The 26,537-nt window shown below is 69.1% G+C and carries 29 protein-coding genes; 11 read left to right on the forward strand and 18 right to left on the reverse strand.

What is annotated here, in order from left to right:
- Nucleotides 1-24: 24 nt before the first annotated feature.
- The 3 genes from EAS64_RS02625 to EAS64_RS43225 form a co-directional block, all read right to left on the reverse strand.
- Entirely contained in the window at nt 25-996 is a 972-nt protein-coding gene (locus EAS64_RS02625) for an ABC transporter ATP-binding protein (RefSeq protein ID WP_145851096.1), read from the reverse strand.
- Entirely contained in the window at nt 993-1,661 is a 669-nt protein-coding gene (locus tag EAS64_RS43220) for an ABC transporter permease (RefSeq protein ID WP_222848939.1), read from the reverse strand. The genes EAS64_RS02625 and EAS64_RS43220 overlap by 4 nt, the downstream gene beginning before the upstream one ends.
- A gap of 105 nt (nt 1,662-1,766) precedes the next feature.
- The gene (locus EAS64_RS43225) at nt 1,767-2,378 is read right to left on the reverse strand and encodes an ABC transporter permease (RefSeq protein WP_187365646.1); all 612 of its coding nucleotides are present in this window, start codon (nt 2,376-2,378) and stop codon (nt 1,767-1,769) included.
- Nucleotides 2,379-2,505: 127 nt separating this feature from the next.
- Between EAS64_RS43225 and cpt the strand changes: the two genes are divergently transcribed.
- On the forward strand, nt 2,506-3,039 hold the full coding sequence (cpt, locus tag EAS64_RS02635) for a chloramphenicol phosphotransferase CPT (RefSeq protein ID WP_246115492.1): 534 nt from the start codon (nt 2,506-2,508) through the stop codon (nt 3,037-3,039).
- Here cpt and EAS64_RS02640 read toward each other — a convergent pair.
- Both EAS64_RS02640 and EAS64_RS02645 read right to left on the reverse strand, forming a co-directional pair.
- A complete protein-coding gene (locus tag EAS64_RS02640) occupies nt 3,032-3,895 on the reverse strand; it encodes an ankyrin repeat domain-containing protein (protein WP_145851097.1) in 864 nt (287 codons plus the stop codon). The two genes, cpt and EAS64_RS02640, sit on opposite strands and share 8 nt — an antisense overlap.
- Before the next feature lie 28 nt (nt 3,896-3,923).
- Nucleotides 3,924-5,846 carry a hypothetical protein gene (locus EAS64_RS02645; protein ID WP_145851098.1) on the reverse strand — a complete coding sequence of 641 codons (1,923 nt, stop codon included), beginning with the start codon at nt 5,844-5,846 and terminating at the stop codon, nt 3,924-3,926.
- A gap of 166 nt (nt 5,847-6,012) precedes the next feature.
- Here EAS64_RS02645 and EAS64_RS02650 point away from each other — a divergent pair, with 166 nt between their 5' ends.
- Nucleotides 6,013-6,246, forward strand: coding sequence for a DUF1707 SHOCT-like domain-containing protein (locus EAS64_RS02650; protein WP_145851099.1), 234 nt, complete (start codon nt 6,013-6,015; stop codon nt 6,244-6,246).
- Between the two features lie 341 nt (nt 6,247-6,587).
- Here EAS64_RS02650 and EAS64_RS02655 read toward each other — a convergent pair whose 3' ends face one another.
- On the reverse strand, nt 6,588-7,625 hold the full coding sequence (locus tag EAS64_RS02655; RefSeq protein ID WP_145851100.1) for an SDR family oxidoreductase: 1,038 nt from the start codon (nt 7,623-7,625) through the stop codon (nt 6,588-6,590).
- A 141-nt stretch (nt 7,626-7,766) separates the two neighbouring features.
- On the opposite strand from EAS64_RS02655, the gene EAS64_RS02660 reads away from it, so the two are divergent.
- A complete protein-coding gene (locus EAS64_RS02660; RefSeq protein ID WP_281283213.1) occupies nt 7,767-8,549 on the forward strand; it encodes a sugar phosphate isomerase/epimerase family protein in 783 nt (260 codons plus the stop codon).
- On the opposite strand, the gene EAS64_RS02665 is transcribed toward EAS64_RS02660, so the two are convergent.
- From EAS64_RS02665 to EAS64_RS02675, 3 genes are read right to left on the reverse strand one after another with little or no spacing between them, the layout of a single operon-like run.
- The gene (locus EAS64_RS02665) at nt 8,524-9,423 is read right to left on the reverse strand and encodes an EamA family transporter (RefSeq protein WP_246115493.1); all 900 of its coding nucleotides are present in this window, start codon (nt 9,421-9,423) and stop codon (nt 8,524-8,526) included. The two genes, EAS64_RS02660 and EAS64_RS02665, sit on opposite strands and share 26 nt — an antisense overlap.
- Nucleotides 9,420-10,142 (reverse strand): B3/B4 domain-containing protein, encoded by a 723-nt coding sequence (locus EAS64_RS02670; protein ID WP_145851102.1) that lies wholly within the window; start codon nt 10,140-10,142, stop codon nt 9,420-9,422. Before EAS64_RS02670 ends, EAS64_RS02665 begins: the two co-directional genes overlap by 4 nt.
- Nucleotides 10,135-10,740 carry a helix-turn-helix domain-containing protein gene (locus EAS64_RS02675; RefSeq protein ID WP_145851103.1) on the reverse strand — a complete coding sequence of 202 codons (606 nt, stop codon included), beginning with the start codon at nt 10,738-10,740 and terminating at the stop codon, nt 10,135-10,137. The genes EAS64_RS02670 and EAS64_RS02675 overlap by 8 nt, the downstream gene beginning before the upstream one ends.
- Nucleotides 10,741-10,827: 87 nt before the next feature.
- Between EAS64_RS02675 and EAS64_RS02680 the strand changes: the two genes are divergently transcribed.
- Nucleotides 10,828-11,643, forward strand: coding sequence for an isocitrate lyase/PEP mutase family protein (locus EAS64_RS02680; protein WP_145851104.1), 816 nt, complete (start codon nt 10,828-10,830; stop codon nt 11,641-11,643).
- 12 nt (nt 11,644-11,655) lie between these two features.
- Here the strand turns inward: EAS64_RS02680 and EAS64_RS02685 are convergent, their stop codons facing one another.
- Entirely contained in the window at nt 11,656-12,114 is a 459-nt protein-coding gene (locus EAS64_RS02685; protein ID WP_145851105.1) for a hypothetical protein, read from the reverse strand.
- A gap of 32 nt (nt 12,115-12,146) precedes the next feature.
- On the opposite strand from EAS64_RS02685, the gene EAS64_RS02690 reads away from it, so the two are divergent.
- Nucleotides 12,147-12,626 (forward strand): NUDIX domain-containing protein, encoded by a 480-nt coding sequence (locus EAS64_RS02690; protein WP_145851106.1) that lies wholly within the window; start codon nt 12,147-12,149, stop codon nt 12,624-12,626.
- Nucleotides 12,627-12,699: 73 nt separating this feature from the next.
- Here the strand turns inward: EAS64_RS02690 and EAS64_RS02695 are convergent, their stop codons facing one another.
- The 3 genes from EAS64_RS02695 to EAS64_RS02705 form a co-directional block, all read right to left on the reverse strand.
- Nucleotides 12,700-14,529, reverse strand: coding sequence for an alpha/beta fold hydrolase (locus EAS64_RS02695; RefSeq protein ID WP_222848940.1), 1,830 nt, complete (start codon nt 14,527-14,529; stop codon nt 12,700-12,702).
- 218 nt (nt 14,530-14,747) lie between these two features.
- Nucleotides 14,748-15,134: a helix-turn-helix domain-containing protein gene (locus tag EAS64_RS02700; RefSeq protein WP_145851108.1), complete on the reverse strand. Its 387-nt coding sequence runs from the start codon at nt 15,132-15,134 to the stop codon at nt 14,748-14,750.
- Nucleotides 15,088-15,375, reverse strand: coding sequence for a hypothetical protein (locus tag EAS64_RS02705; protein ID WP_187365649.1), 288 nt, complete (start codon nt 15,373-15,375; stop codon nt 15,088-15,090). The genes EAS64_RS02700 and EAS64_RS02705 overlap by 47 nt, the downstream gene beginning before the upstream one ends.
- Before the next feature lie 193 nt (nt 15,376-15,568).
- Here EAS64_RS02705 and EAS64_RS02710 point away from each other — a divergent pair, with 193 nt between their 5' ends.
- From EAS64_RS02710 to EAS64_RS02720, 3 genes are all read left to right on the forward strand, one after another.
- Nucleotides 15,569-16,834: a hypothetical protein gene (locus EAS64_RS02710; protein ID WP_145851109.1), complete on the forward strand. Its 1,266-nt coding sequence runs from the start codon at nt 15,569-15,571 to the stop codon at nt 16,832-16,834.
- Nucleotides 16,835-16,931: 97 nt separating this feature from the next.
- Nucleotides 16,932-19,496 (forward strand): aminopeptidase N, encoded by a 2,565-nt coding sequence (pepN, locus tag EAS64_RS02715; RefSeq protein WP_145851110.1) that lies wholly within the window; start codon nt 16,932-16,934, stop codon nt 19,494-19,496.
- Between the two features lie 23 nt (nt 19,497-19,519).
- Nucleotides 19,520-20,593, forward strand: a complete 1,074-nt coding sequence (locus EAS64_RS02720; RefSeq protein WP_222848941.1) for an NAD-dependent epimerase/dehydratase family protein — start codon at nt 19,520-19,522, stop codon at nt 20,591-20,593.
- 57 nt (nt 20,594-20,650) lie between these two features.
- Here EAS64_RS02720 and EAS64_RS02725 read toward each other — a convergent pair whose 3' ends face one another.
- A complete protein-coding gene (locus EAS64_RS02725; protein WP_222848942.1) occupies nt 20,651-21,559 on the reverse strand; it encodes a restriction endonuclease in 909 nt (302 codons plus the stop codon).
- Between the two features lie 12 nt (nt 21,560-21,571).
- On the opposite strand from EAS64_RS02725, the gene EAS64_RS43230 reads away from it, so the two are divergent.
- From EAS64_RS43230 to EAS64_RS02735, 3 genes are all read left to right on the forward strand, one after another.
- Nucleotides 21,572-21,868 (forward strand): hypothetical protein, encoded by a 297-nt coding sequence (locus EAS64_RS43230; RefSeq protein WP_187365793.1) that lies wholly within the window; start codon nt 21,572-21,574, stop codon nt 21,866-21,868.
- A gap of 83 nt (nt 21,869-21,951) precedes the next feature.
- On the forward strand, nt 21,952-22,152 hold the full coding sequence (locus tag EAS64_RS47070; RefSeq protein ID WP_145851113.1) for a DUF1737 domain-containing protein: 201 nt from the start codon (nt 21,952-21,954) through the stop codon (nt 22,150-22,152).
- Nucleotides 22,153-22,318: 166 nt separating this feature from the next.
- Nucleotides 22,319-23,557: an IS701 family transposase gene (locus tag EAS64_RS02735; protein WP_145852305.1), complete on the forward strand. Its 1,239-nt coding sequence runs from the start codon at nt 22,319-22,321 to the stop codon at nt 23,555-23,557.
- Between the two features lie 4 nt (nt 23,558-23,561).
- On the opposite strand, the gene EAS64_RS02740 is transcribed toward EAS64_RS02735, so the two are convergent.
- From EAS64_RS02740 to EAS64_RS02755, 4 genes are all read right to left on the reverse strand, one after another.
- Nucleotides 23,562-24,008 carry a hypothetical protein gene (locus tag EAS64_RS02740; RefSeq protein WP_145851114.1) on the reverse strand — a complete coding sequence of 149 codons (447 nt, stop codon included), beginning with the start codon at nt 24,006-24,008 and terminating at the stop codon, nt 23,562-23,564.
- 204 nt (nt 24,009-24,212) lie between these two features.
- Nucleotides 24,213-24,818, reverse strand: coding sequence for an HpcH/HpaI aldolase family protein (locus EAS64_RS02745; RefSeq protein WP_145851115.1), 606 nt, complete (start codon nt 24,816-24,818; stop codon nt 24,213-24,215).
- A 78-nt stretch (nt 24,819-24,896) separates the two neighbouring features.
- Nucleotides 24,897-26,156 (reverse strand): type II toxin-antitoxin system HipA family toxin, encoded by a 1,260-nt coding sequence (locus EAS64_RS02750; RefSeq protein WP_145851116.1) that lies wholly within the window; start codon nt 26,154-26,156, stop codon nt 24,897-24,899.
- Nucleotides 26,149-26,391 (reverse strand): helix-turn-helix transcriptional regulator, encoded by a 243-nt coding sequence (locus tag EAS64_RS02755; RefSeq protein ID WP_145851117.1) that lies wholly within the window; start codon nt 26,389-26,391, stop codon nt 26,149-26,151. The genes EAS64_RS02750 and EAS64_RS02755 overlap by 8 nt, the downstream gene beginning before the upstream one ends.
- Between the last annotated feature and the right edge of the window lie 146 nt (nt 26,392-26,537).

The raw sequence follows: 26,537 nt of genomic DNA on the forward strand, positions 1-26,537 counted from the left end.
CCTGGCATTTCTGGCTCGTGGGGGTTAGCGGCTCTCGGCGTAGATGCGGCGGACTACGTCTTCGATGTCGGGTTCCTCGACCGTCAGGTCGAGGACCTCGGCCTTTCCTGATACAGCGGCTAGCACCTTCAGGGCCGTGGTCTGCTCGGCGTCGAAGGCGAGGCGCTGGCGCAGTCCGCCGCCTTCTGAGGACAGGTGCATGGCGCCGTCCAGGCCGATGAGGTCGGGCCCGGGCGCGACCAGGTCGACCACCAGCACCCGCTGGGCGCCGACGGTCCGTGACAGGCCCAGCAGGTCACCGTCGTAGGCGAGCCTGCCGTGGTCGATGACGAGGATCCGGTCGCACAGCCGCTCCACGTCGCCCATGTCGTGGGTGGTGAGCAGCAGGGTGGTGCCGTGCAGCTGACGCTCGCTGATCAGGAATTCGCGTAGCCGCTGCTTGGACAGCACGTCGAGGCCGATGGTCGGCTCGTCAAGTATGACCAGGCGCGGCGAGTGCAGCAGGGCGGCGGCGACCTCGGCGCGCATCCGCTGGCCCAGGGAGAGCTGGCGGACCGGAACAGAGAGGAAGCCGCCGAGCTCGAGCTGCTCGACGAGTTCCGCGGTGCGTTCTGCCTCCTCGGCCCTGGTCAGCGCGTGGATCGCGGCCAGGATGCGGAACGACTCGCGCACCGGCAGGTCCCACCAGAGCTGTGAGCGCTGGCCGAACACCACCCCGACCTGCCGCGCCAGCCGGCGCCTGTCAGGGACCGGGCGCAGCCCGCAGGTCCGCACGCTGCCCGCGGTGGGCACCAGGATGCCGGTGAGCATCTTGATCGTGGTGGACTTCCCCGCGCCGTTCGCGCCGATGTAGCCGACGGCCGCACCCGGCTCGATCCGCACGGTGAGGCCGTCGACCGCGGTGAGCAGCCGCCTGCGCCGCCCATCGCGGATGCGGAACTCGCGGGTGAGCCCGTCCGTCTCGATGATCGCCCCGCCGTTGAACACGCTGTTCATCCGCCGCCTCCCTGGTAGTGACGCACTCCCCAACGCCAGCACAGCAGCCCCATCGCCCACGACCAGACCGCGGCGACCGGTGCGCACCAGCCGAGCCAGGCCGGCAGCCATTCCGAGCCTGGCAGGCCGAGCATGGTCACCGCCGGCAGGTAGGCCGTGAAGGCCATGGGGAAGAAGAAACCGAACACGAGCTTGAGCGGCCGCGACCAGACCGAGGCGGGCTGGGTGGCCGCGTAGCGACCGCCGTACACGAAGGCGTTGGTCATCTCCGAGCCGTCGAGCAGGAAGAACTGCAGCCCTGCCGCCCATACGAACAGCCCGGCGAACGTCGCGTACCCGCTGACAACCGCGATGACCAGCAGCGCCGCGGTGCGCGGTCCCGGCGGCGCGCCCGCGGTGGCAAGGCCGATGCCGAGGGCCGCGCCGCCGACCGCCGCCCTCGCTATGCGGCGCAGCGAGATGTCGCTGGTGATCAGCTGCAGCAGCAGCGGCTGCGGCCGCAGGTAGAAGGCGTCGAGCGTGCCCGCCCGCAGGTAGTCGGGCAGCGTGTCGAGGTGCCCGAAGGACAGGTCGGCCAGCGAGAAGGACAGGTCGGCCATGCCGAACACCAGCAGGATCTGGTTGAAGCGCATCCCGCCGAGCGTGGTGACGTTGCTGAACAGCACCCACACCTCGGCCAGCTCTACCAGGCCGACAAGCGCCGAGCTGCCCAGGTCGAGGGCGAAGCTTGTCCGGTAGGCGCGCTGCGTCGCCGTGGCCAGGAGCCGCAGCTACTGCGGGAACAGCGCGATCGGCACATACAGGCCGCCGAGGAAGCCGGACGCGAGCATGTACAGGATCTGCAGGCCGCGGGTCTCGATCAGCCAGAAGCCGAGCACCGCGATCAGGTAGACCGTCGCCGCGGAGATGACGATGCCCAGGATCACGCTGACCGTGCCGAGCAGGTAGAACACCGGGGACGTGGGCATCGCGATCCCCACCGTCACGGCGCCGAGGAGCACCGACGGCAGCCCGCGCGGTATCAGGGCGAAGAGCGACATGCCCGCCTCGGTGGCGAGCGTCGAAGCCTGCAGGTCGACGGGGCGCAGGAAGTCCACCGCGACCTGGCCGTCCTTGACTCGCAGCGCCAGGTCGGTGCGGCCGTTCAGGTTGACCGAGCCGAGCAGACCCTGGGAGAGCCACACGTAGGTGCTCATCGATTCTGTGGTGTAGCCGTGCAGCGTCCCGCCCGCGGCCCTAAGGGTGGCGAACAGGATCGCCACCTTCAGCAGGCCGAACGTCAGGTTGGCGACGAGGCCGCCGAGCGCGGCGAGGCGGTACGCCGACTGACGGCGGAAACCGGCCACCAGGAGCCGCCAGTACACCCGGGCCGTCGCGCGCATAGGATCGAAGATTGTACGCCGGCGGCTGGGGAAATCCCGAATGGTTTTCCGGATCTAAAGTCGTCGCTGTGCGGCGGGGGGACGGCCGAACCCGTTCGGGATATCCATTTTGATTTATCGTGGCGCCGTGACGACTCAGATGATCATCCTTAACGGCGGTTCCAGCTCGGGGAAGTCCAGGATCGTCCGGTGCCTGCAGGATGTGCTGGCGGATCCGTGGCTGGCGTACGGAATCGACTCGTTCATCGACGCCCTGCCGGCGAGGATGCAGAGCTCGGACGGAGGGCTCGTGCTCGCCGACGATGGCGGGGTGAGGATCGGGTCGGATTTCCGGGCGCTCGAGGCGGCCTGGATGGGCGGCATCGCGGCGATGGCCCGCGCGGGCGCCAGGATCATCATCGACGACATCTTCCTCAGCGGGGCAGCGTCCCAGCAGCGGTGGCAGAAGGCCGTGGCCGGACTGGGCGTGCTGTGGGTCGGCGTCAGGTGTGACAGCGCGGTCGTCGCAGCACGTGAGACCGCCCGCGGAGACCGCATCCCGGGGATGGCAGTGTCGCAGGCGAACGTGGTACATGCAGGAGTGTCCTACGACCTCGAGGTGGACACGACGCATACCGAGTCCCTGGCCTGCGCACGGACCATCGCGGCCCGCGTCAGCTGATCGCGGCGGGGGTTAACTTATCGTGGATTTGCGCCCGGCCTTGGGAATGAATTCGATATTCAGGACATAACGACGGCGGCTGGCTGGGCTTCGTTGCCTCGCCGGGCTTGGTCGCTTCGCCGGGCTTGCGTGTTGCGGGGGCGCCGATTTCGCGAAGCCAGGTGATGACGTTCTCCTGGCGGGTGCCCAGGGAGCTTGCGGCGTCCAGTGGCGTGCCCTGCGCGTAGTCGGGGATCCAGTCCAGGCTGGCCCCTTCGTCCAGGAGGAGTTCGGCCGCCCGGCGCTGGCCCCCGGCGCAGGCGTGCCAGAACGCCTGGGATATCTCGTCTTCTGTGGGATCTTCCGCGAGGAGTTCCTCCAGGCGGGTGAGCATCCCGAGCGGCGCCGCGTGCCAGAGCTTGTCAATCCGGGCACCGCGGGCGGCAAGCAGGCGGGCGACGTGCCAGCAGGAGTAGCCGATGGCGTTGTCCAGCGGCGTGCCGATCGATCCGTGCGGCTTCTCCATGTCGGCACCAGCGTCGATAAGCACTTCGGCCACGTCGACATCGTCGCTGCTCGCGGCCCAGTGCAGCGGCGTTTCCGGGGGGTCGGGCGTGCTTACCGCGTCCACTTCGGCGCCCGCGGTGATCAGCAGACTGGCCATCTGCGGGCCTTGTGGAAAGTAGCCGGGCCAATCGGTGACGATGTGCAGGGACGTCCTGGTGACGCCTCGCGCGCTGATCCGCGCTTGTGCGAGCCGCGGATTGTCCTTGAGCAGGTGCCTGATGGCGGCGGTATTTCCGGTTCTGATCGCCAGGACAAAACGGGCGGCCATTGGGTCATCGTCCGCGAGCGTGATCGGCGTGTCACCGCTCATGGCCGTATTCTTCCACGTCGCGCCGTAGCTATGCGATGTATCGCCAGGGTTCCTGGGTGTAGGTGCGGCCGGTGGGAGTGGTCCATTGGTGCCAGCCGGGCTTGGGCTGGGTGACGGTCCAGCCTTCGGTTTGCTTGACCTGATGGCAGCGTCTGCTGCGGGCGCCGGCGTTGCACGCGTCGGTGGTGCCGCCCTTGTCGTACGGGATTGCGTGCTCGAAATCCGACTCGCGGGCGGCGCGGGAGCAGGTCGGGAACGTGCACTCGTGGTCTCTTACCTGGACCAGGCGGCGCAGCCGGTCGCCCGGCTGGTAGGCGCTGGTCTGGTAGCGGTGGTCGCAAGTATGCGTGGGCACCACGTCGAACCGCACGGCCAGCACCAGGCCGCCGGGCAGGGTTAGTGCCCAGCTGCCCGGTTTGCTAGGGGTCAGTTCCCAGTCGCCCGGCGGTGCGCCGGACCTTGGCTCGGCCGTCTCGGTTTTCACTCGCTGCAGGAAGGTCTCGGTGATGGTGATGGTGACCCGTGCGGGCAGCGTGCCCGGGGCGGGCCGCGGCCCGGGCACTGGCGGCTGTGGCCTGCCGGGTCGGCCGCGGGCGGGGCGGGCGATGCCGTGGCCGGTCGCGTAGCCGTGCTCGTCCACGATGGTGATTTCCCAGCGGGAGTGCGGGGAGTTAACGGCTGCGGCGGCCAGCTGGCGGGCAAGTGCTGGGTCGAGGGGGCCGAGCAACCGGTTGTCGCCGACGCGTTCCGCCTTGCCTTGGAGGGTGGCCAGCGGGACCGTCACCTCGGCCAGTGGCGGGGACGGCGGTTCAGGAACTTCCTGCTCGCCCGGACCATCGCCGCCATCGCCGCCTAGATCGGGGAAGTCGTCATTGTCATCGGGACCGGGGAGGTCGTCATCGTGGTCGGGATCGGGGATGGCATCGTCCGATTCGTCGGCGGGATCGTCATAGCGGTCGCCGTCGAGGCCCGGTTCGTGGCCGTCGCCGTCGTCGCCGCCGGACGGGCCTCCGTCGCCGGGACCGACCTCGTCCGGGCCTGGGTCGTCGGGCGGCTCCGAACCGGCGGCGGCGAATGCGATCCGGTCCGTTGCGGGCACCCCGCCGAGAAGGTCGAGATACGCCTGCGCCTGCAGGCGGCTGGTGTCCTGGCCGGGGAAGGCCCCGGACGCCGCGTACACGGCGGCGCGGGCTGCCACGTTCGCGTGCCCGGCCAGCGCCTCGGCGGCCGGGAGGTCACGGCCGGACAGGCCGACCGTGCCGGCCTGCTCACGGAACACCGTCACCCGCGCCTGGCGCTCGGCCTTCGACCGCCGCCGCTCGGCCACGTCGGGGGCCACGGCGAGGGCGGCCCGCCAGGCGATGCGCTCGACCTGCGGGTAGGTCTTGCCGTCCAGCTCCCCTGCGATCAGCGCCTCGGCGCGGGCCGCCTCATCCTCATCCAGCGGCTCGAAGACCTGCGCGACCAGCCGCGCCTTCGACCGGGTGAGGATCCCCCCGGCCAGCAGCCGTCCGATGCCGGGCAGCCGCATCCCGAGCGTCCAGGCGAGGTTCGCGAGGTTGGCCGCCGACTGCGGCCCCATCGCCAAGGCCGCGGCGATCTCGTAGGTCAGCGAGTCGTCCCACCCGCCCGGCAGGTCGGTGCGGCGGCCCAGCACCGGGGTGCCGGTGTCGTCGTCGTGGATCATCGCGCGCAGCGCGCCCAGCATGCCCGCCGCCGCCCACGACTCGACCGCCGCCCACTGCCGCACGATCCCGACCAGCGCATCGGCGCCCGCGCCCGCATAAAGACGGCCGGGCCCGGCTACCCGCTCAAGGACGGCCGCCAGCGCCGCGGACGGCGCGGCCGTCTCCCACGCGCCGCCGTGCTCGAACGCGGCGAGCACCTCGGGCAGGCTCGGGTCATGGCCGGGCGTGCCGCCCTGCCAGTCGCCGCTTGCCTGCCAGTCCATGAACGCCCCCGTTCGAAGGAAAGATCATCTTTCAGTTACTAATCGAATACTACTGCGAGGGTCTGACATTCCGGCGCGACGCGGCACCGGGTCGGCGCACTCGTCGTTGATGGCCGCCGAGTTGCGCTACAGGGTGGTGCGGTCCCCACGCCGCCGAGGAGGCCGGATGCCGGAAGATCCGCCCCGCTCAGCCGCGCTGCTCGCGTCCGACGCGGACCGCGACCGGGTCATCGAACTGCTGCGCGCCGCCGTCGCCGACGGTCGCCTCAACCTGGCCGAATTCGACGAGCGGCTGGACGCGGCGCTGGCCGCCCGCACCATCGACGCGCTGCTTCCGCTCACCGTCGACCTGATCGCGGCGCCAGGCACACGCCGGAGACTTTGTGCGTCCGCCTGGTAGGCCGCATTAAGTACGGCCAGATCGGCACCCGGTGGCTGGCGCCGAGCGGATGATCACCCACGCCGATCGGGCTGGTGGGGCGGGAGGCCTGGCAAAGGCTGTGCCAGTCTGGCTGGCGTGGGCCGGATTGTGTATATCTCTGGGAGGCCGGAGATCGACCTGGCCTGGTCGCGGCGGCTGGGCGCCGCGTCGTTTGCGGTGCTGTGGACGCTCGCGGCTAGCGCGGGCGACATGGTGATCGAGGCCAACTTCGACCCGCACAACGATGAGGCGCTGGGCCAGCTGCGCGGCCTGGGCGACCGGACGGTCGAGGTGCACTGCGCGTGCCCCGCCGCGGTCGCTCACGCCCGGTACAACGCACGGTCGAGGCACGAGGTCCACCGGGGGACGCTGCCGCTGTCCGCGATGGACAAATATGACCAGCCGGTCGGCATCGGCCCGCTGATCACCGTGGACACAACCGGACCGGTCGACGTCGCGGCCATCGCCGCCGAGGTCCGCCGCCTGAACACCAGCTGAGATGTACGAAATTCCGGTTTTCGACAAAATAACGATGGCGCGGGCGCGAGGAACTCGCGTGCCCCGCGCAGCCGGGTCGCTAGTCGCGCCTGGGTCCTGGTGCTGTCCAGCCGCACGTCGAGCGGGTGCGGCAGGGTGCCGGGGGCGCGCGGGGCGCCGGGGATCGCGGCCTGGTCCAGGCCGTCTCGCGCCGCTATGAGCAGGCCGAGTTCGCAACGGCTGATCGCGTCGGCGCCTGCGGCATGGCAGATCCCCGCATACGGTGCGGCCGCGAACTCGAGCAGTGCCGCGGCCAGGTCGGTGACGTGGATTGGGCACCGCACCTCGTCGGTGAACAGGGCGCCCGACGTGCTGCCCGCCGCCAGCGCGTGGACGAACCTCTCGTGCTTGGAGTCGCCGTCGCCGACAATCAGTGAGGTCCTGGCTATGACGGCGGCCGGGGCGATGCCCTTGATCGCTGTCTCGGCCGCCGCCTTGGCGGCACCGTATGGCGAGACGGGATCGGGCGGGCTGCTCTCGTCGTAGCTGGGCGCGATGCCGGAGAAGACCGCGTCGCTTGACACATGCACCAGTCGTGCGCCCGTCGCGGCGGCGGCGAGCGCGACGTGCATGCCGCCGTCGGCGGTGGTCGCCCAGTCCGACTGCAGGTAGGCGGCATTGATGATCGCGTCTGGGCGGGCGCGGAGCGCGAGCGCCCTGACGTCGTCGCGGGAACGGATGTCGAGCTTGTGCCAGTCCACGCCGGGCTCTGGCGGCATGCTCGTACGGAAGGTGGCGACGACGCTGTGACCTGCGAGCCGGGCCTGGCGCGTGACCTGACGCCCGAGATAGCCGCTGCCGCCGATCACCAAAAGTTCCACCTGCGCACGGTAACGCAAACGTCGGCCGGCCGGGCGACAGGGGGTTCGGCCAACTAGCCTGTCGCTAGCGTCTTGTAACGGGAGGCAGTCATCACCAGTCCGCGTCTTGCCTTCAGCACCCTGGCGTTCCCCGATGCCGACCTGGCCACGGCCGTATCGCTTGGCCGTTCCTGGGGATACGACGGCGTCGAGTTGCGGCTCATCGATGGCGAGCTGATCGATCCCGGGATGGGATCAGGGGATCGTGCGCGGGTGAAGCGGACGCTCGCGGCGGCCGGGCTGCCCGCGGTGGCGGTCGACAGTTCCATTCAGCTCACCGGCGAGGAGCCAGGGACCGAGCTGCGCCGGTTCCTTGAGCTGGCCAGTGAGTGGGAGGCGCCGCTTGTCCGGGTCTTCGGCGGGCCGCTGCCCGGTGACGGTCCGGGTCGGCGGGCCCGGCTTGCGGCGGCAGCTCAGGTGCTCGAAGCGGCGGTTCCGGTCGCCGAGCGGCTCGGGGTTGCCATCGGGGTGGAGACGCACGACGCCTTCTGCGCTTCGGCCACGGTCGCCGAGTTGCTTGCGCTTGTCGATTCCGCCGCCGTCGGGGCCGTGTGGGATAGCCACCATCCGCACCGGGCAGGCGAGCGGGCCGCCGACGTGTGGGCCAATCTCGGGCCGCGCATCCTGCTCGCGCAGGTCAAGGACGCACGGCGTGATGCCGAGCGGGCGGACGGGTGGCAGCTAGTGCTGCTCGGCGAGGGAGAGGTGCCCGTCAGGGACATGCTCGGCCTGCTGGCCGCGGGTTCATACCATGGCTGGGTCTCGGTCGAGTGGGAGAAGCGCTGGCATCCCGAGATCGCCGAGCCAGAAACGGCACTCCCCCAGCACCTAGCCGTCCTTGGCACCTGGCTAGGCGAGATCACTGAGGCGCGGGACAGGGCTTAAGGTCCACGTCGGCTGATTCGGCAGCGGGGTGCTGGCGCTGGCCGCCGCGTTGGGCGGCGGCGCCGGCGATGACGACGAGGGTGATGCCGAGGATCTGGGCCGGTGCAGGCGTCTGGTGCAGCACGAACAGTCCGAGCAGCACGCCGAAGGCCGGTTCGAGTGCCATCAGGGTGCCGAAGGCGGCCGGCTTCATCCCGCGCAGCGCGAGCATTTCCAGGGCATACGGCAGGACGGGCAGCAGCAGTGCCAGCCCGGCCGCGGCGGCGATGGCGCCGAACGAGAGGTGGCCGAGCGCCTGCGGTACGCCCATCGTCGCGGCGGTGAGGGCGGCGATGGGTACGGTGAGCGACAGGCCGGTGATGCCGTCGAAGCGGTCGCCGACCTGCTGGGTGAGCAGGATGTAGGAGGCCCATCCGACGCCCGAGAGGGCGGCGAGGCCGACGCCCGCCGGATTGAAGCTGCCGTGCCAGGGCTCGGTCAGCAACACGACGCCGGCCAGCGCGAGGGCGGGCCAGACGAGTGCCCTTGTGCTGTGGCTGCGCACGGCGGCGACGGTCAGCGGGCCGAGGAACTCGATCGCGACGCAGGTGCCGAGCGGTATGCGGTCGATCGCGGCGAGGAACGCGATGGTCTGCAGCCCGGTCGTGACGCCGAGGCCGAGCAGCGCAGGCACATCGCGACGGCGAATCGAGCGCAACGGCGGACGGGCCACGGCGAGGAAGATCAGTGCGCCGATGCTGAGTCTCAGCCAGGCGGTTCCGGCCGGGCCGTCGGACTTGATCAGCCCCACGGAGAGCGCGGAGCCAAGCTGGACCGTCGACATCGCCGCGACGGCCAGCAGCCAAGGCGGGACACGGGTGCTGCCAAGGCTCACGGATTGCCCGCGATCAGGCGACGGGTGACCGCGACGCTGGGTCCGAACGAGGTCAGGTGGGCGACCAGGTCGTCGGCGGCGGCGTGCACGGCTTCGTCGGTCATCGGGTCAAGCGCGTCGAAGATGAACAGCGCCGTGGTGGTGTCCTCGCGCAGCTGGGTGCGGCGGCCCTGCCGCCAGTTCCAGCGCCTGCAGGTCACGCCCTCGCTGTCGCACCACACCACCTCGCCGGGCTCGGGGTGCTCGATGACCGTCTCGCCGCCGGCGACCGTGTCGAAGGGTTCGGTGCCGTCAGCGCGGATGAGCCGTGGTGAGCTCGCGTAGCGGGCGAGGTCCTCGCCGCCGAGGGGGATCTGGTGCAGCATGGAGACCGCGTTATAGCAGTCGGTGAGCCGGTTGACCCGGGGCAGGCCGTCCTCGACTCGGCGCAGCAGTGCCTCCAGGCTGTTGCGGGTGCGCTGCGGCTTGGCACCGAACGCCCGGTACGCCTCCCGCCAGGAGGCCACGTGCGGCAGCTCTTCCGGCGGGCGGCCGGCCAGCGCTTCGCGGGCCTTGGTCTCAGCTGCCTGGAGAAAGGCATCGCTGTTGTCGTCGCTCGGGCCTGGGGTAAGGCCGTCCACGGCCAGCAGCAGGACGCGGTAGTCCGGGCGGAGCGCGGATACGTTCGGGTCAATTGAGGTTTGTGCCAGGAACTTCTCGAGGGTGTCAATGTCAGTCATGAGCAGGCTCCAGTGTGGTTCCCGGGCCGACGCCCGGCTCGAAGACGGCCAGCGAGAAGCGGGCCGGCTGTGGGCCCGGGTTGGCGTAGGAGTGGGGGGCGTCGCCGGGGAACGCGAGCGCGTCGCCCGCGTCGAGCGTGAACGCCTGGCCCGCGGCCTCGACCTGCAGCGTGCCCTCCTGAACCTGCAGCAGCTCCCTGGTTCCGGGCGAGTGGGCCTCGCTCTCGTGACGGTCCCCCGGCGCCAGCGTCCAGTCCCACAGTTCGACCACCTCCGGCGGTTCGGTGCCGGCGACCAGGACGCCGCGGCCGCCGGAGTCGCCGGTCCACAGGACGGCGCCCTCGCCGCGCCTGGTGATCTTGACCGTCTTGCGCGCGGGCGGCTCGACCAGCGACGGCAGGCCGACGCCGAGCGCGTCGCTAATGCGCAGCAGGGTACCCACGCTCGGGTTGACCGCGCCCTGCTCGACGCTGACCAGCATGCGGCGGCTGACGCCGGCCGCTTCTGCCAGCTGATCCAGGGTCCAGCGGCGCGTCTGCCGCTCCTGCTTCACCCGGGCGCCGATGGCCGCGGCTAGCGCCCTGGCAGTGTCGTCCACCAGTGCAGCATAGTGCACTGACGGTGCAATGCCATGACCCGGGCCTGAGCGAAGCCTCCCGATGGAGCTAGCTGTACGTTCTGAGCTATGACAAGCCAGAGCGAGAAGGCGGCGCTGTTCCTTGAGCTGCACCGCCCGGGAAACCCGCTATTGCTGCCGAACCCATGGGACCAGGGATCCGCGAGAGTGCTCGCATCGCTGGGCTTTCAGGCGCTCGCCACCACCAGTTCCGGATACGCCGCGACGCTGGGGAGGCTGGACGGCTCGGTGAGCCGCGACGAGGCGCTGGCGCACGCCGCCGCGGTCGTCGCGGCGACCGAACTGCCGGTCTCCGCTGACCTGGAGAACTGCTTCGCCGACAACGCGGCCGGCGTCGCGCGGACCGTCGCCCTGGCCGGGGAGACCGGGCTGGCGGGGTGCTCGCTTGAGGACTCCACCGGCGACGAGAACGAGCCGATTTTCCACCTCGGAGAGGCGACTGAGCGGGTCGCGGCCGCCGCCGACGCGGCGCACTCGGGGCCGGTGCGCCTAGTGCTGACCGCCCGCGCCGAGAACTACCTGCACGGGCGGCCGGATCTGACGGACACGATCGTCCGGTTGCAGACGTACCAGGCGGCGGGCGCCGACGTGCTGTACGCGCCAGGGCTGACCAGCCTGGCGGACATCCGGCTGGTGGTCGCGGAGCTGGACCGGCCGGTGAACGTGCTCGCCTTCGCGGGGGCGCCGTCCGTTGCCGAACTGGCCTCGGTCGGCGTCAGCCGGGTCTCGGTGGGGGGCGCGTTCGCGTTCGCGGCGCTCGGGGCGCTGGCCGAGGCGGCGATCGAGCTGCGCGACAGGGGGACCTACGGGTACCTCGCGAGCAGCGCAGTCGGGCGGCAGGCGATACAACGCGCCTTCGTTTAGCGGGGAGCGGAGCTAGGCGAACGCGGCGGTCCACATGTCGTGGGCGGTATAGAGGCGCTCGACCTCGCCTAGCTCGACGTCGGCGTCCTCGGGCCGGTCTACGGCCGCGCCGGCTACCCACCAGTCGGCGCCCGGCAGGCCAGCGGACAGATAGGCGCGAGTTCCCGGGCTGTACTGCTGCTGGGGCCGGCGGCGCTGGGCCGTGGATTCGCCGTGCGCCGGTTCCCACAGGCGGACGAAGTCTGGGTCGCTGTCCAGCACGATCGCGTCATACCAGCGCCAGACGACCACGGCGGTGTCGACGTTCTCGGCGATGGCTACCAGGTGACCTGGGAGGACTCGCTCTCGCCGTGGAGCCGGGAACTGCGGTGCATACCGAACGGAGGTGATCGTGCCTCCGGCCACGACCTGGCACGCGTCTTCTTCTTCGGAACGGAGCACTATGCCACAGCGGAGCTTTGGGGTGTTCACCTACCGAGTATGCCTCTGCATAAGATCGGGCCGTGGCGAGTGAACCGGTCGATTTCGAACCGCCCGCGATACCTGCTTCTGTCGGGGCGTTGATCTTCGATGAGGCCGCGCGGCTGCTCATTCTCAAGCCGACGTACAAGACCGGATGGACGATTCCCGGCGGGATCATGGAGGCGGACGGGGAGACACCCTGGGATGCGTGCCGGCGGGAGGTGCGCGAAGAGTGCGGGCTCGAGGTGACCGGCGGGCGGCTGGCGTGCGTTGACTTCCGGCCTCGGCGGCCTGGGCGGCCGGGCGGGATGCGGTTCCTGTTTGACTGCGGGGTTTTTGGCGAAGCAACGCTGGCGGAAATCACGTTGCAGGCGGAGGAGATTTCCGAGTACCGGCTTGTACCGCTTGATGAGGCGTTTGAGCTGCTGCGAGGGCCGATACGGCGGCGCGTTCGGGCGGCTGTCCGGAGGCGGCGCTGCGTTTACTTGGAAAACGGGCGGCTGGTCGCCGGGATCGGCTGAGATTGCGGTGACCGGGTGAGTAATCGGGCAACCGTTCGGGATATCGGGGTTTTGAATGGTCTGGGGGCGGAGCTTACGGTTGCGTTCGGCTGAGCCCGATGTTGTCGTCGATCCCTGCCAGGAAGCCTGTTATCGCCTCGACGACCGCACCGGGGGCGCGCCCCGGAAGGTGGTGGCCGGCGTTCGAGACGAGGCGAAGGCGGGCATCGGGCAGTTCGCTGACCAGGCGTTGCGCGGTCATGATGGGCACGATCTGGTCGGCCGGGTCGGCGAGCAGCAGCACCGGCACGCCGATAGTCGGCAGGGTGGTCTCCAGTTCGGCGAGCTCGCTGAGCAGGGCACGCTGTTCGGTGAGGAAGGCGCGCCACAGCGGCTCGACGCCGCTGTCCCGCCGCCCCCAGACCTGCAGGCCGACGTGCTCGCCTAGGCCCAACGGCCTGCCTTGCCGCCTGCTCAGCCACGCGAGCCTGACCCGGGCCATCCACGGCGTCCAGCGCCACATGACCTTCGCGCTCAGCGGGCCGATGAACGGCGCGGCGAGCAGCCAGTCCACGATGCTGACTGAGCCCGGGCCGACGCCGGCCAGCAGGACCACCGCCTTCACCCGGTCCGGTGCCTCGCTCGCCGCCTGAAGCGCCGCGCCGCTTGCCCAGGAGTGGGCGACCAGGACAGCGGAGTCCACACCCCGTTCGTTCAGATCATCGAGGATTACCTGGGCATTGGCCTTGAAGCCGGTGGCCTGACGGTCGCTTGCGCCGTAGCCTGGGCGGTCCTTTGCCACCGCGTGCAGGTGAGCCGGCAGCCTCGCCAGCACCGCCTGCCAGTCTTCCGTGGAGCCAGGCTGGCCATGAAGGAGGACTAGTTCGTGCTCCCTTGGCTCTGTTTCTGGTGCTGACTCAGTCATTGGTGCTGGCTCTAGCGCGGGTTCTGGCACGGACTCCGCCGCGGGGCTGCGGGCGTGCTTGACGAGCATTATCAGCCAGCCTACCGCCGCTACCAGCCAGAAGCTGATCAGCCGGTACAGCACCGCGGCGGCGACGGCCTGGCGGACGTGCAGGCCAGACGCGACAAGCGCCACGCTGATCGCGCCCTCGGTGATGGCCAGCCCGCCGGGAGTGAGGGACAGGCTCTGCGCGCCGATCCCCGCCGCGTAGACGAGGAGCAAGTTCTGCCACGGGACGGCCGCGCCGACGGCGTAGATGCTAACGGCCAGCACCGCGGCATCGGCGAGCCAGTTGACCAGCGCGTCGCCGCCCGCGAGCGCCCAGGTCGAGGGGGGGATACGGAGTGCGCTGAACCGTTCGGCCCATGCCTTGAGAGCCAGTTTCGGGTCGGTGGCCGGCCACCGCAGCAGCCTTGCACCGTGCTTCAGCGCCTGCGTCAGGTATTCCTCCAGGGCTGCGCGCAGGCGTGGGTGACGGGCGGCGAGGGCGGTCGCGATGAGCGCCAGTACTGCCAGTGCGACGACGGGAAGGGTGATCGCCAGGGCTACGGTGTGGCCGGATACCAGGCCACCGGTGACGACTATCAGGCCCCAGGCGGCCGTGGTGATGACGGCCGAAGCCAGCAGGACCCAGCCGGCCAGCATGGCGCTTGCGCCAAGCCTGGTGAAGCGGCGGAAGAGGTAGGCCGCGGCCAGGCCGGGGCCGGCCAGCGGTACCGAGACCGACATCGCGTTCGCGGCGTAAATGGTGGCCAGCATCTCGGTCCGGCGCGGCGTCACACGGCGGGCGGTGAGCAGGCGGCGGAACATCGCGGCGAACGCGGCCATCGACGTCGCCTCTAGCGCGATGCCGAGCGGCAGCCACACCCAGTGCAGATGGGCAAGATCGTCGAGTGATCCAGCCAGGCGCCCGCGCTCGGCCGCAGCCGCAGCCGTCATGACTACGACAGCCGTGATCATGACGAGGGCTCTTGGCGCCCTTCCTGGCCTTCCCGGTTGGGCCAGGTCGCTCTGGGTCAAAGGCGCCGCCCCTTCCTGGTCAGCCTCCATTGCAGGTCGCACGTCAGGTGATAACAACCAGCGCGTTTCGGGTGATACCCGGCGGGCCTCAACTGTAAGCGCTCGTCTCCAGTGCCGCAGACCGCGTCGCAGCTGCTGGTCTAGAAGACCGGCGAGTGTCAACGGGTTGCGGATTCCGAGTGGGCGCGAAGCGACCCGAGGTCTAGCTCGATGCGGTGGCCGTGGACCGTGACGACGATGCTGGCGGTGTCGGCTCCGGTTGCGGTGAGGTAGTCATACAGGGTGGACAGGAGCATGTCGCCGCGGTTTTCCATCCGGGAGACGGCGGCCTGGCCGACGCCGAGCCGCCTGGCGACTTCGACCTGGGTGAGCTGTGCGGCCTTGCGGATCATGGCCAGGTTCATGGCGTAGACCCGGTCCATCTCTTCGGCCTCGGTGTGGGCCTGAGCTACGTCGGCGGCGAGCTGGGGGCCAGATAGCAGGCGGTCAAGGTGGTCATTACCGCGCACGAAGGTCGGTGGGAGCGGGTTGGCGTCCTCGGTCATGGCTTCTCCTCGGGTGGTATGCGTGCGAGACCCGCCACAGCTCGTAGCGGCGCGACTGCCGCACGCGCCGCAGAGTCGCTGTCTCGGTGTCGTCGGTTGGTGGGTCTGTGAGCTTTCGCAACTGGTCGAGCGCGCGGGCGGTGAATGTCAGCAGGAGCCGGGACCGCTCGTCCCCTGACTCGATCTCCTCCTCAAGCCGGTCGAGCCACCGCCCGAACTCCGTCGGCCAGTCGATGTCCACGCCACTAGTATTACATCCAAGAAATATTCCATGCAAGTCATAACTGGTCCTCGCAGGACTCGCTGCAGCAGTCCATCGCGGCCATGCGCAATGCCGCGGGTGCCACCAGTCGCCCGAACGAACCGGAGCCCGGATCCGGCCGTTTCCCAGGGAGAGCGTTCGAGATTTGCTGGCGCTGCTAGGTGGGTGATTCGTGCGGATCGATGGGTCATGCGTAACCGACGGGCCGGCTGCTCCCGATCAGGACAATCCGTCTGAGGCAGCAGCCGCGGATAAGCCGGCCCCGGTAGCCAAGCCTGATGCGCTCGCTGAAACGCGCAGCCGAGGTGAGGTCTTCGCCGATACACGGCAAAGCTGTGAGTCAGGCTGGGAGCGGCAGCGGCTATTCGATGCACCGCGTGACGAGCTGGCGCGGTTCAGGACGGGACGAGCAGGGCTGCCACAGATCAGCCCGGAGGAGGCTGACCGCCACATCGAACAGCACCGCTCCGCTCGCCCCTGGCTAGAGGCGGCAGAACGTGCCTGGCCGGAGTCGCGCCGGATTATGGCAGCGATCGACCAAGGCACCGGTCACGGACACATCCGCCACGAAGGCTGGGTGACGGAAGAAGCCAACATGCGCCGAGCTGCCTACCTCGAAGATCCCGCCCAACTCGACGTGACGAAGCGGCTCCGCGGCATCGACGGCCTGAAGCCAAATGACAAGCGGCACAGATGCGCCGAGCTCGCAACTCGCATGACCGATCCCGATGCTTTCGCTACCGCGTTCACCCGTGGAGCCGAGCACCCCCAGGTCCGCGCTGCCATTGCCACGCCGTACGACTCGGGTGTGCGGCCAAGCCCCATCCTGATTCCGATCGCTGACCTGCTCGGCAAGGACGGTCACAAGTACTGCACCGGATGGCAACTGGAGCCAGTGGACGGAAGCATAGATGCCGCGATTAGCAATCGGCGCGCGTGGCGAACAGCGATGGCGGAGACGCGACAGTCAGATGTTCCGCAGCCCGTGGCACTGCCAGTACCCACGTTCGAGGGCGGGACTCTCCTTTTCCTCGTGGGCCACAACCAGGCAAAGGATAGGTACGAAATCGTGAACATGTACCCCCAGCCACGAGACGATGGATCTGCGTCGTTACCGATAGGAGCAGCGATGAGAGATTTCTACTGGAACCGGTACCCCGACGGCCCGTTCGCAACGCTCATCCGAATCGCGACAACATACCTGCATCCCGAAGTTGACGATCTCGAAGCACTACAGAACCTTGCAAAGCGCGAAACCGATGAGATGCATACCTTTAAAGCCGAACTCCGCATGGCCATCAATGATCCGGCTCAACTCCCAGACGACGAACTCTCGACACACGTTCGCTATGAGGACGGCAGCCCTGAAGCTTTCTTGCGCCGTCTCTGGCGAGACCTGTACGGCGACGAGCCAATCGGCATGCCCCAGCACCTCTGAAGCCATTCGCCACCGCGATCGATGAGAGAACTCATTGTGCAGCCAACGCTCGCGGCAATAAGATGCAACGCGACTTAGCTACCGTGAGGCGGGCTGCATGCAGGTTGCGGAAATCACCAGGGACGAAACGGCACAGCGGGCCGCCCTGCTTCGAGTGGATTCCTACGACGTCGAGCTGGACCTGACTGGCGGGGCGGAGAACTTCCGCTCGACCTCGGTGATCGTCTTCGACTGCGCCCAGCCCGGTGTGGCCACCTACGCCGACCTGATCGCCGAACGGGTCCGCGAGATCACGCTCAACGGCGCGTCCCTTGACCCCGCCGCCGTGTATGCGCAGGGGCGGATCGCGCTGAGCGGACTAGCGTCCCGCAACGAACTGCGGGTCGTCGCCGACTGCGGCTACGCCGGCGACGGTTCCGGACTGATGAGAACGCAGGACAGCGCCGACGGCAGGAGCTACCTGTCCACTCAGTTCGAGGCCGCCGGCGCCCGTAAGGTCTTCGCCTGCTTTGAGCAGCCCGACCTCAAGGCCGAGTTCACCTTTCACGTCAGGGTGCCGGGGCGCGTGATCGTGGTGTCGAACCAGCCGGCGTCGCGGCCGGAACCGGCCGGGGACGGCAGCGCCGTGTGGCATTTCCCGGCGACGCCGCGGATCTCCACCTACCTGACGGCCATCGCCGCCGGCGAGTACCACCTGGTCACGGACTCGCACACCACGCCGTCAGGCCAGGTGGTCCCGCTGGGCCTGGCTTGCCGCCGGTCGCTAGCCGAGTTCCTCGACGCTGACGAGATCTTCGCTATCACCCGGGCGGGCCTGGACTACTTCACCGGCCTGTTCGGGATGGGCTACCCGTTCGCCAAGTATGACCAGGTGTTCGTGACCGACAGCCCAGGCGCGATGGAGAACCCCGGCTGCGTCACCATCACCGAGCAGATGCTGTTCCGGTCCAAGGTCACCGACACGGTGCGCGAGCTGCGGGCGGATCTCATCCTGCACGAGATGGCGCACATGTGGTTCGGCGACCTGGTCACGATGACGTGGTGGAACGACTTGTGGCTGAACGAGTCGTTCGCCGAGATGTGCGCCACCCAGGCGAGCGCCGAGGCGACCAGGTTCACCGACGCGTGGATCACGTTCTGCGGCGGCCGCAAGGCCTGGGGATACGGCCAGGACCAGCTGCCCTCGACCCATCCGATCGCCGCCGACGCCCCCACGCTCAGCGTCGCGGAGTCCAATTTCGACGGGATCAGCTACGCCAAGGGCGCGGCGGTGCTCAAGCAGCTAGTGGCCTACCTGGGCCGGGACAACTTCTTCGCCGGGATCCGCGCCTACCTGGCCGGGCACGCCTGGGGCAACGCCACCCTGGCCGACCTGCTGCGGGCGCTTGAGGCAAGCTCAGGCAAGCCCCTGGGCGACTGGTCGAAGGCCTGGCTGCAGACCGCGGGGCCGAACACGCTGCGCAGCGAGTTCGGCAGCGACGACCGGGGCTGCTTCACCGACTTCGCCGTGCTGCAGGAGGCGACGGCCGAGCACCTGGTGCTGCGGCCGCATCACATCGCGATCGGGCTGTACAACCGGGTCAGCAATGACGCAGACGGCAGCGACGCGCTGGTGCGCACGCACCGGGTCGAGGTCGAGGTGGCCGGCGCGCGGACGCCGGTGCCGGACCTCGCCGGCCTGCCGCAGCCGGACCTGCTGCTGCTCAACGACGATGACCTCGGCTACGCGATCGTCAGGTTCGACGAGCGCTCGCTGACCACGCTGACCACCTCCATCGGGGCGTTCCGCGACGGGCTGGCGCGGACCATCTGCTGGAGCGCGGTGATGGACATGGCGGCCCAGGCCGAGTTGTCGGTGCCTGCCTTCGTGAAGATCGTGACCGCGGGCATGGGCCATGAGCCGTCGGTCTCGTTGCTGCAGCAGCTGCACCGGTTCACCGCGCAGCGCATGACGACCTCGGCCGACCCGGCGTGGGCGACGGACGGCAAACGGCAGCTCGCCGCCGCGGGCGTCAACCTCCTTCGGTCCGCCGAGCCGGGCAGCGACCACCAGCTTGCCTGGGCGCAGCTGCTCGGCTGGTCCGCGACCTCCGAGGACCAGCTCGACCTGCTGGCCGGGCTGCTCGACGGCAGCCAGCAGGTCGCGGGGCTGAACGTGGACACCGAGCTGCGCTGGACCCTGCTTGCCCGGCTGGTCGCGATGGGGCGCGCCGGGCAGGCGCAGATCGAGGCCGAGCTCGAACGCGACGACACCAACACCGGACGCAAACACGCGGCGGCCTGCCGTGCCGCGATACCCGACGCCGACCACAAGGCCCAGGCGTGGCGGCTGCTCACCTCGCCCGGCGAGCTCGGGATCGAGGAGACAGTCGAGGTCGGGATGGCGTTCAACCAGGTGGAGCACGCCGCATTGCTCGCCCCTTACGCGGACGCCTTCTTCGACCAGTTCCCCGCGGTCTGGGCGGCTCGCGACGGCCTGGTCAGGGTGGTCTTCGGCATGGTGCTGTTCCCCTTTTCCGCCGCCTCGCCTGAGCTGCTTGAGCGGGCAGACGCGTTCCTGGCCGAGCACGGTCAGGACGCCGCCCTGTGCCGGGCCGTGATCGAGGGACGCGACGTCGCCGCGAAAGCGTTGCGGGCACGGAAGCTGCCGGACGCCCGATAGCGCTGGGACTCGCAGGCGTGAACTTGACATCGTCGCCGGCCGTCGCCAACGTGTTGCACGTGAATCAGGGCAGGCGCGGCAGGGTACTGGTTACCGGGGCCACGGGCTTCGTGGCGGGGCACTGCATCGGCGACCTGCTCGCGCGCGGGTACGACGTGCGCGGCACCGTACGGAACCTCAAGACGGCCGACATCGCGCACCTGCGCCCGGCGATCGACCAGGCCAGCGGCGCGTTCGAGCTGGCCGAGGCCACCCTGGACGCCGACGAGGGCTGGGCCGAGGCGGTGAACGGGTGCGACTACGTGCTGCACGTCGCCTCGCCAATCCCCTTCAAGGCACCCAGGCACGAGGACGAGGTGATCCGCCCGGCCGTCGGCGGCACCACCCGCGTGCTCACGGCGGCCGCCAAGGCAGGGGTGAAGCGCGTGGTGTGCACCTCATCCCTGGACGTGGTCACCCGCAATAGGGCGACAGCGACGCGGCAGCGGACCGAGGCGGACTGGTCGGAACTGGCCGAGTGCAGCGCCTATGCCAAGAGCAAGCTGCTGGCAGAAAAGCGGGCCTGGAACCTCGCCGCCGACCACGGCATCGAGCTGACCGTCGTCCACCCCGGCGCGATCATCGGCCCGCCGCTGCAGGCTAAGCGGGACAGCTCCGCCGATATCGTGCGCCGCATGCTGGCCGGCGAGATGCCCGTGATACCGCCGCTGCACCTGGCGTTCACCGACGTCCGCGACCTCGCAGCCGGGCACCGTCTCGCCCTGGAGGTCCCCGCGGCAAAGGGGAACAGGTACATCTTCGCCAACGGCCACCTGCCGATGACCGGCATCGCCGCGATTCTCAAGGAGGAATACGGCCCGCGCGGCTACAAGATCGCCACCCGGCCGCTGCCGGCCTGGGTCCTGCGGGCCGCCGCCCGCGTGAACAGCGAGGCGAAACTCGGCGCCGACATGCTGGGCATCCAGCACGATGTCACCGCCGAGAAGGCCGTGCGCGAACTCGGCTGGACCCCGCGATCGCTGCGCCAATCGGTCCTCGACACCGCCGAGTCACTGATCAGCGCGGGCATTATCCGGCCGAGAAAACCGTCGAAATAACTCTCCCTTATCCCGAACGGGTTCGTGTTCCACCTGCCACCGGAAACGGCGTGGACGTCAGCGCGGAGGCGGCTTGGGGAGGCTGATCAGGACGTCCAGGCCTAGGTGCTCCTTGCAGAGGTACTTGATGTGCTCGCATTCCATGATTTCGATGCGGCCGTGGCGGGTTGCGAAGGCGTGGCCGTCCTTGGTGACCCAGGACGTGGTGACGAGGATGCCCTTCGTGGCGTGCTTATCTTCCATGACGCCGGCCAGCGCGCGGATTGCCTCGACGCCCACGGCGTTGCGGTAGCGCTTGGCCTGGATGATGCACATGCCGCCGAACACCGCATCCTTGTTCACCGCAACGGCGTCGACGCCGTCGTCCTTGATGGCTTCGGTGTTCCAGGCTTGCATGCCCATTTCCTCGAAGATCTGGCGTACCAGGTGCTCGAACGCGTACGGGGCCATCGCGAGAAGGTCCTGGCGGCTGTCCAGCCCGGCGACAACGTCCATCCCTTCAACGAACTTGAACCGGGTCAGCAGGGAGTCGAAGTCCACGGTGGGCCGCACGGGCTCCAAGTCGTATGGGTGCGGTGAGACTAGGGCGTTAAGGCGCTTGAGGCAGGCCACGGGGTCGAGTTCAGCCAGCACGAATGGGCCAAATACTTCTCGCTGCGCGCTCACCTGGAGCAGTAGCGGCCGGATCGGCTGGCCTGTCGCGGCATCTTTCGTGGAGACATAGCCGTAGAAGGTCACTAGGTCGATTGCACTGCCAGGCGTGGAGACGAGGATTTCATGGATGGTGCGCAGCGCCACTTGCGCGATCACCACACGGTAGCGCTCCTTGATCTCCTTTTCCGCGCGAGGTAGGGCATCAATGGCATCCCGGGAGGCCACATACCGGAAGTCGCGGTCCAGCGGGATCACCGATTGCGGGGGCAACTCCCATTCGATGACGGCCTCCCGCGGATCTGGCCGGTACACGGCGCGTGTCTGATGCGGGAACCCCTCGGGATATATCGACGAGTCCAAGACGAGGGTGCAGAACCTGGTGACGGCCTCAGGGTCCCCGGCACGGCAGTCCCGCTGGAACTGATCGACCCCGGCATTGTGCTCGGCGACGGCCGCGGCGTTTGCATCGGCGGCCTTGGCGTAGGCGGCGCGCTGCTCTGCCAGTTGCCGGCGTCGGTCAGATTCTGCGGCCGTGTGCTGCTCGACAGCCCGGTCGTAGGCGGCGCGGGCAGCCTTCAGCTGGCCCTCGAAACGGGCCCTGCCGCCGAAGACCTTGCCTAGTACTCCAGCCGTAGATCGTGATCTGGCTTAGATGGGCGGGAGCCGGGCCGACTGGGGCGAAGGTGGTCTGGGAGGCTGGTTGCATGACTGTTCCCCCGGATGGGCTGCCGGTGTACCGAGTCCTTACTGGCCCTGATGACGCGGCGTTCTGCCGTCGGGTCAGCGATGCGATTGCCTTGGGGTACCGCCTCCACGAAGGTCCCGCTGTGACGTTCAACGGCGAGCGAGTGATCGTTGCGCAGGCGCTGGTATGGCAGGGAGCCGGTGAGCTTCCTGCGGGCTAGCGCGCAGCACGCCCGGCCGCGGGCTCGTGATCGCAGGCGTGTCGGTGCTGGAAACTGGACGGCCACCGTCTGATCATCGCGGTTTGTGACGACTCGTGATGATCTTCTGGTGGCCGCTGGCCCCAGCGTAAACCCCGGCCGGTGGCTGGGGATACTCGATGACCTGATGGCCCGGGCGGGATCCCGTTTCCGCAGGGTGGAGCCGCGCAGGCGGGCGCGGGCGTTCGTACTTGGCCTGCTGTCGGAGCTGCCGAAGGTGAACTGCTGGACGATCGCCGAGCAGGCCGGCGATTCCTCGCCGGACGGGATGCAGCACCTGCTTGCCCGGGCGAAATGGGACGCCGGCGGGGTCCGCGACGACGTGCGCGGGTGCATCGTCGACGTCCTGGGGGATCCCGGGGCGGTGCTGGTCATCGACGAGACCGGGGACCTGAAGAAGGGCACCGCCACCGCAGGCGTGCAGCGGCAGTACACCGGCACAGCCGGCCGGATCGAGAACGCGCAGGTCGCGGTCTACCTCGGCTACGCCGCCCGGGGCGGGCGGGCCCTGATCGACCGGGAGCTGTACCTGCCGAAGTCCTGGACCTCTGACCTGGCCCGCTGCGCGGCGGCCGGGATCCCCGACGGCACGGCGTTCGCGACGAAGCCGCAGCTCGCGAGGCAGATGATCGAGCGGGCGGTCAGCGCGGGCGTGCCGTTCGCCTGGGTCGCCGGCGACGAGGTTTACGGAGATAACGGCTCTCTGCGCGGCTGGCTGGAAGAGGACGGCATCGCCTACGTGCTCGCGGTCGCCTGCCGGCACATGGTCCCCGCCGGCGGCGGCCGCACCCTGCGGGCCGATGAGCTGGCCGCCCGGCTGCCGAAACGCGCCTGGCAGCGGCTGCCGGCCGGGCAGGGCGCCAAAGGCCAGCGCTGGTACGACTGGGCCTGGATCACTGTCGCTGATGACCGGCCCGGGCACCGGCACCTGCTGGTGCGCCGCAACCGCTCCACCGGGGAACTGGCCTTCTACCGCTGCTACGGCCCGCAGCCGGTCACGCTCGCCGCCCTGGTCCAGACCGCCGGGCTGCGCTGGACCATCGAGGAGAACTTCCAGGCCGGCAAAGGGCTGACCGGCCTGGACGAGCACCAGGTCCGCCGCTGGACCTCCTGGTACCGGTGGGTCACCCTGGCCATGCTCGCCGCTGCCGTCCTGGCCATCGCCACCGCGACCGAGGACGCCGCCCCCGACGGCCTGATCCCGCTGACCAGGAACGAGATCGCCCACCTGCTCGCCACCGTCATCATCCGGCCCGGCCACGGCACCGCCCATCGGCTGCACTGGTCACGCTGGCGCCGCCGCCACCAGCACCGAGCACGGACCTGCCACTACAAACGGCAAGCGGCCCAAGATCAGTCAACATAACGATCTACGGCTGGAGTACTAGGCCGGACGGTTCCGCAGGGGCGAAATCCTCCCACACCGGAGGCGGCAACTGCTTGCCCCAGTGGCCAGCGTCAAACGCCGGGTAGGAGTCGGTCCTCCGCAGGGAAGGGAACGTGACGACTGGCCGCTCACGGATGCCGGCCTTGAGCAGGCCGTCGAGTTCGGCAATGCAGGCACGGACATCTTCTGCCATGGCAGCGGCCTCTGCCTTACGGTCCTCAACGTAGAGCTTCGTCCGTTCCCGCTCATCGGAAGCAGCCTGGCGCTTCCGGTCTCGGTCAGCCTTGGCTGCGTCGCGGGCTGCCCGCGCCTCGGCCTGCCGGAATTCACGGAACTGCCGCTCGCGATGGCGTGCCTGCCTTGCACGCTCCTGCTGTATCTCCGCCCACAGTCCCTGCCGCTTCGCCACACCGACCCCAGCCACGGCCATGCCCGCACCTTCTTCGCGAGCCCCTAATGCGAACTGTGACCAAACAAAGTCAAATTGTGAAGATGTCGCCAGGCCGGAATTACGGCAATTTCGACATCTGGCATTGAAGTGCCTGCGGTGGCTCTAGTTGACGTCTGCGAGTGGCGGTTGAAGGAATGCCCCTAAGCGACACGCGTTTCTGGCAACTTTGCCAAACGCAACCATTTACCAGGCGCGGGCGCGGCTGAGCTGGGCTTCGGTTTCACGGGTGATCGCGACCGCATCAGTGGCGGTCGTGATGAGGGAGCAGCCGGCATCGCGGTAGCGGCGGGCTGTCGTGCCGTCGGTGGCGTGCACCCCGACCGGTTTGCCAACGGTCGCGCAGGCAGCCCAGACGCGTTGCAGGACCCGGTTCAGTACCGGGTCATCTGGGCTGGGGTCACAACCCAGGGAGAGCGACAGGTCACCGGGGCCAACGTAGAGGCCGTCGACGCCGTCGACGGCCAGTGTGGCCTCCAGGTCGGCGACGGCGTCGGCCGACTCGGCCATGACGAGGCAGAAGGGCTCCGCAACGGCCAGCACCCCGCCCGCGGACCGGTGGCCGAAGGGCGGATATCGCACCGCGCCTACTACCTGGAGAGCCTGGGCGGCCGACTCGACGTTCGGGACGATGACACCCTCACAGCCCAGGTCGAGAGCCCGTCCGATATCAGCGGTGTGCGCATGGCGGACGCGGGCGACGGGATGACCGACCAGGCACCGTACAGAGGTTCGCGGGTGACGAGACGGGAGCGGAAGGAAGCGGCCGTTGGCATAGCGCCAGCGAACCACACCCGCCGGGGCGCGATCAGCAGATTGACCACGCTAAGGCCAGGCGAATTCGGGGGCCAGGTGAAACACTCGGGCATTTCAGCGCTGGTTCCTTTTGAGCTGCTCGGCCTGTTTGCGGATGACGGCAAGGACGCGCTCATCGCCGGGCGCTTCCGGGATAGCACCGAGCAGTCGGTCGAGTGTCTCAACGACGACTGATGAGGCTGTGCGCCGCCTGATGCCCCAGGAGACTGCCTCGTCGATGAGGCTGGCAGCAGTTACCTTCTGGATATCGGCCTGCCCGCCGACCCGTTGACCCAGGTGGGTGTCGGCCCGCATTGGCTGGCCGGCGCCGTCCGTTAGCTCAAGGGCAATGGTAGAGAGCACGTCATAGAGCGGCGCGAGGGTAATCGCCGGGTTGTCCGGGTCGTGCAGGACGGAGAAGTTCTTGGCATGCGCGTCGGCGTTCCCGACGGCCATGTTGAACGTGGTGCGGCGCAGCAACCGAATCACGTCCGCGGGGTCTGCGTAGTTTCGCAGCACGCCGGCAAGGTCGCGCAGCGCCGGGCCGCCCTGCTCCTCGTACTTCGTCGCAGGCGGCGTCGCGGTTGCCTGGCAGCCGTCCTCCTGATGCAACCGGGCAGGGAGCGTTTGCCCTGAGGCCGCAATCCTGTCGTAGCGCCTGACCGCGAGCACGGGCAGCCCGGCCACGTCGAGCAGTTCGGCCTGCGCGGCGTCGAGACCACAGGCTGCGGCGAGCCGCAGGCAGGTGGCCTCGTTGGCGGCCATTGCGTGCGGCCCGTCGGGCTTGAGAATCCATGTTGAGGGCGCGTCACCGTACGGCAGCTGCCAGGTCCCGTCTGCGGAGCGACCGAGGAGCGCCTTGCGCTGGAAGCCGGGCAGCGACGGGCGAAAGCCGCGCTCCGATGCGGCGCCCAGGGGCCGGGCGTCGAGGTTGCCGATCACCTGCCGGAGGTCGGCTGGGGTCATCGGCGTGTACCCGCAGTGGCCTGCGGCCCCAGGTTGTTCCCCGTCGGGGAGCAGCATGACCGCGCCCGCGCAGTCATGGCCGAATGCGGCGAGGATGCCGTAGGTGTCGACCGGTCGAACCCCGGCCAGGGCCGCCATCCGCGTGAGTGCGGGCCCTTCAGGCAGCATGTTCTCGAAGAAGTCCAGGCCGCGCATGTCCCGCGGGCCGGTCGGCGTCCCGACCGGCAGTCCGACGGACAGGGCCGGGCTGCCAAGACCCCATCGCTCGACGCCCTCCGCATGCCATTCCATCCGGATACGGAACTCCGCGGCGGGTGTAAGCACGGCGACCGGCGTCCCGTGCAGCCACGCTACGAGCCGGTCAGCCATGAGGCGCCCTCGGCCTGACGATGACCTCGCAGCCGACGAAGCGGAGCAGCCTTAGGGCATGGGTCAGCGAGCCGCCGAACTTGCCGCTCTCCAGGGACGACAGATAGGACTGCCCGATACCCGTCGCCTCGGCCGCCTCCGTTTGGGTCACCTCGGCCGCGGTCCGGAAGTGCTTCAGTGCCGCGCCCAGGTCCCGCGCGGTAGCCACCAGGTACTCGTCAGGCCGTATCACCATAGATCAATAATACTCGACCATCAGTGTTTGGTGATATCGCCCATTGGTGATATTCAGCGATCTCCGGGATGCGGTCGCGGATGAGCTTGTTGTAGGTAACTCGCATGCCCGAACGGTACGCCTGTCCCACACATTCTGACGCCTGC

Origin of the sequence: Trebonia kvetii, from assembly GCF_007827045.1 — a bacterium.
Taxonomy (GTDB): Bacteria; Actinomycetota; Actinomycetes; order Streptosporangiales; family Streptosporangiaceae; genus Trebonia; species Trebonia kvetii.

Excerpts from the sequence above, each read along its gene's own strand:
- EAS64_RS02625 (WP_145851096.1), bottom strand. The coding sequence starts at position 996 with ATGAACAGCGTGTTCAACGGCGGGGCGATCATCGAGACGGACGGGCTC.
- EAS64_RS43225 (WP_187365646.1), bottom strand. The coding sequence starts at position 2,378 with ATGCGCGCGACGGCCCGGGTGTACTGGCGGCTCCTGGTGGCCGGTTTC.
- EAS64_RS02640 (WP_145851097.1), bottom strand. The coding sequence starts at position 3,895 with ATGAGCGGTGACACGCCGATCACGCTCGCGGACGATGACCCAATGGCC.
- EAS64_RS02645 (WP_145851098.1), bottom strand. The coding sequence starts at position 5,846 with ATGGACTGGCAGGCAAGCGGCGACTGGCAGGGCGGCACGCCCGGCCAT.
- EAS64_RS02650 (WP_145851099.1), top strand. The coding sequence starts at position 6,013 with ATGCCGGAAGATCCGCCCCGCTCAGCCGCGCTGCTCGCGTCCGACGCG.
- EAS64_RS02670 (WP_145851102.1), bottom strand. The coding sequence starts at position 10,142 with ATGACTGACATTGACACCCTCGAGAAGTTCCTGGCACAAACCTCAATT.
- EAS64_RS02680 (WP_145851104.1), top strand. The coding sequence starts at position 10,828 with ATGACAAGCCAGAGCGAGAAGGCGGCGCTGTTCCTTGAGCTGCACCGC.
- EAS64_RS02695 (WP_222848940.1), bottom strand. The coding sequence starts at position 14,529 with ATGATCACGGCTGTCGTAGTCATGACGGCTGCGGCTGCGGCCGAGCGC.
- EAS64_RS02700 (WP_145851108.1), bottom strand. The coding sequence starts at position 15,134 with ATGACCGAGGACGCCAACCCGCTCCCACCGACCTTCGTGCGCGGTAAT.
- pepN (WP_145851110.1), top strand. The coding sequence starts at position 16,932 with ATGCAGGTTGCGGAAATCACCAGGGACGAAACGGCACAGCGGGCCGCC.
- EAS64_RS43230 (WP_187365793.1), top strand. The coding sequence starts at position 21,572 with ATGCGGGAACCCCTCGGGATATATCGACGAGTCCAAGACGAGGGTGCA.
- EAS64_RS47070 (WP_145851113.1), top strand. The coding sequence starts at position 21,952 with ATGACTGTTCCCCCGGATGGGCTGCCGGTGTACCGAGTCCTTACTGGC.
- EAS64_RS02735 (WP_145852305.1), top strand. The coding sequence starts at position 22,319 with ATGGCCCGGGCGGGATCCCGTTTCCGCAGGGTGGAGCCGCGCAGGCGG.
- EAS64_RS02740 (WP_145851114.1), bottom strand. The coding sequence starts at position 24,008 with ATGGCCGTGGCTGGGGTCGGTGTGGCGAAGCGGCAGGGACTGTGGGCG.
- EAS64_RS02750 (WP_145851116.1), bottom strand. The coding sequence starts at position 26,156 with ATGGCTGACCGGCTCGTAGCGTGGCTGCACGGGACGCCGGTCGCCGTG.
- EAS64_RS02755 (WP_145851117.1), bottom strand. The coding sequence starts at position 26,391 with ATGGTGATACGGCCTGACGAGTACCTGGTGGCTACCGCGCGGGACCTG.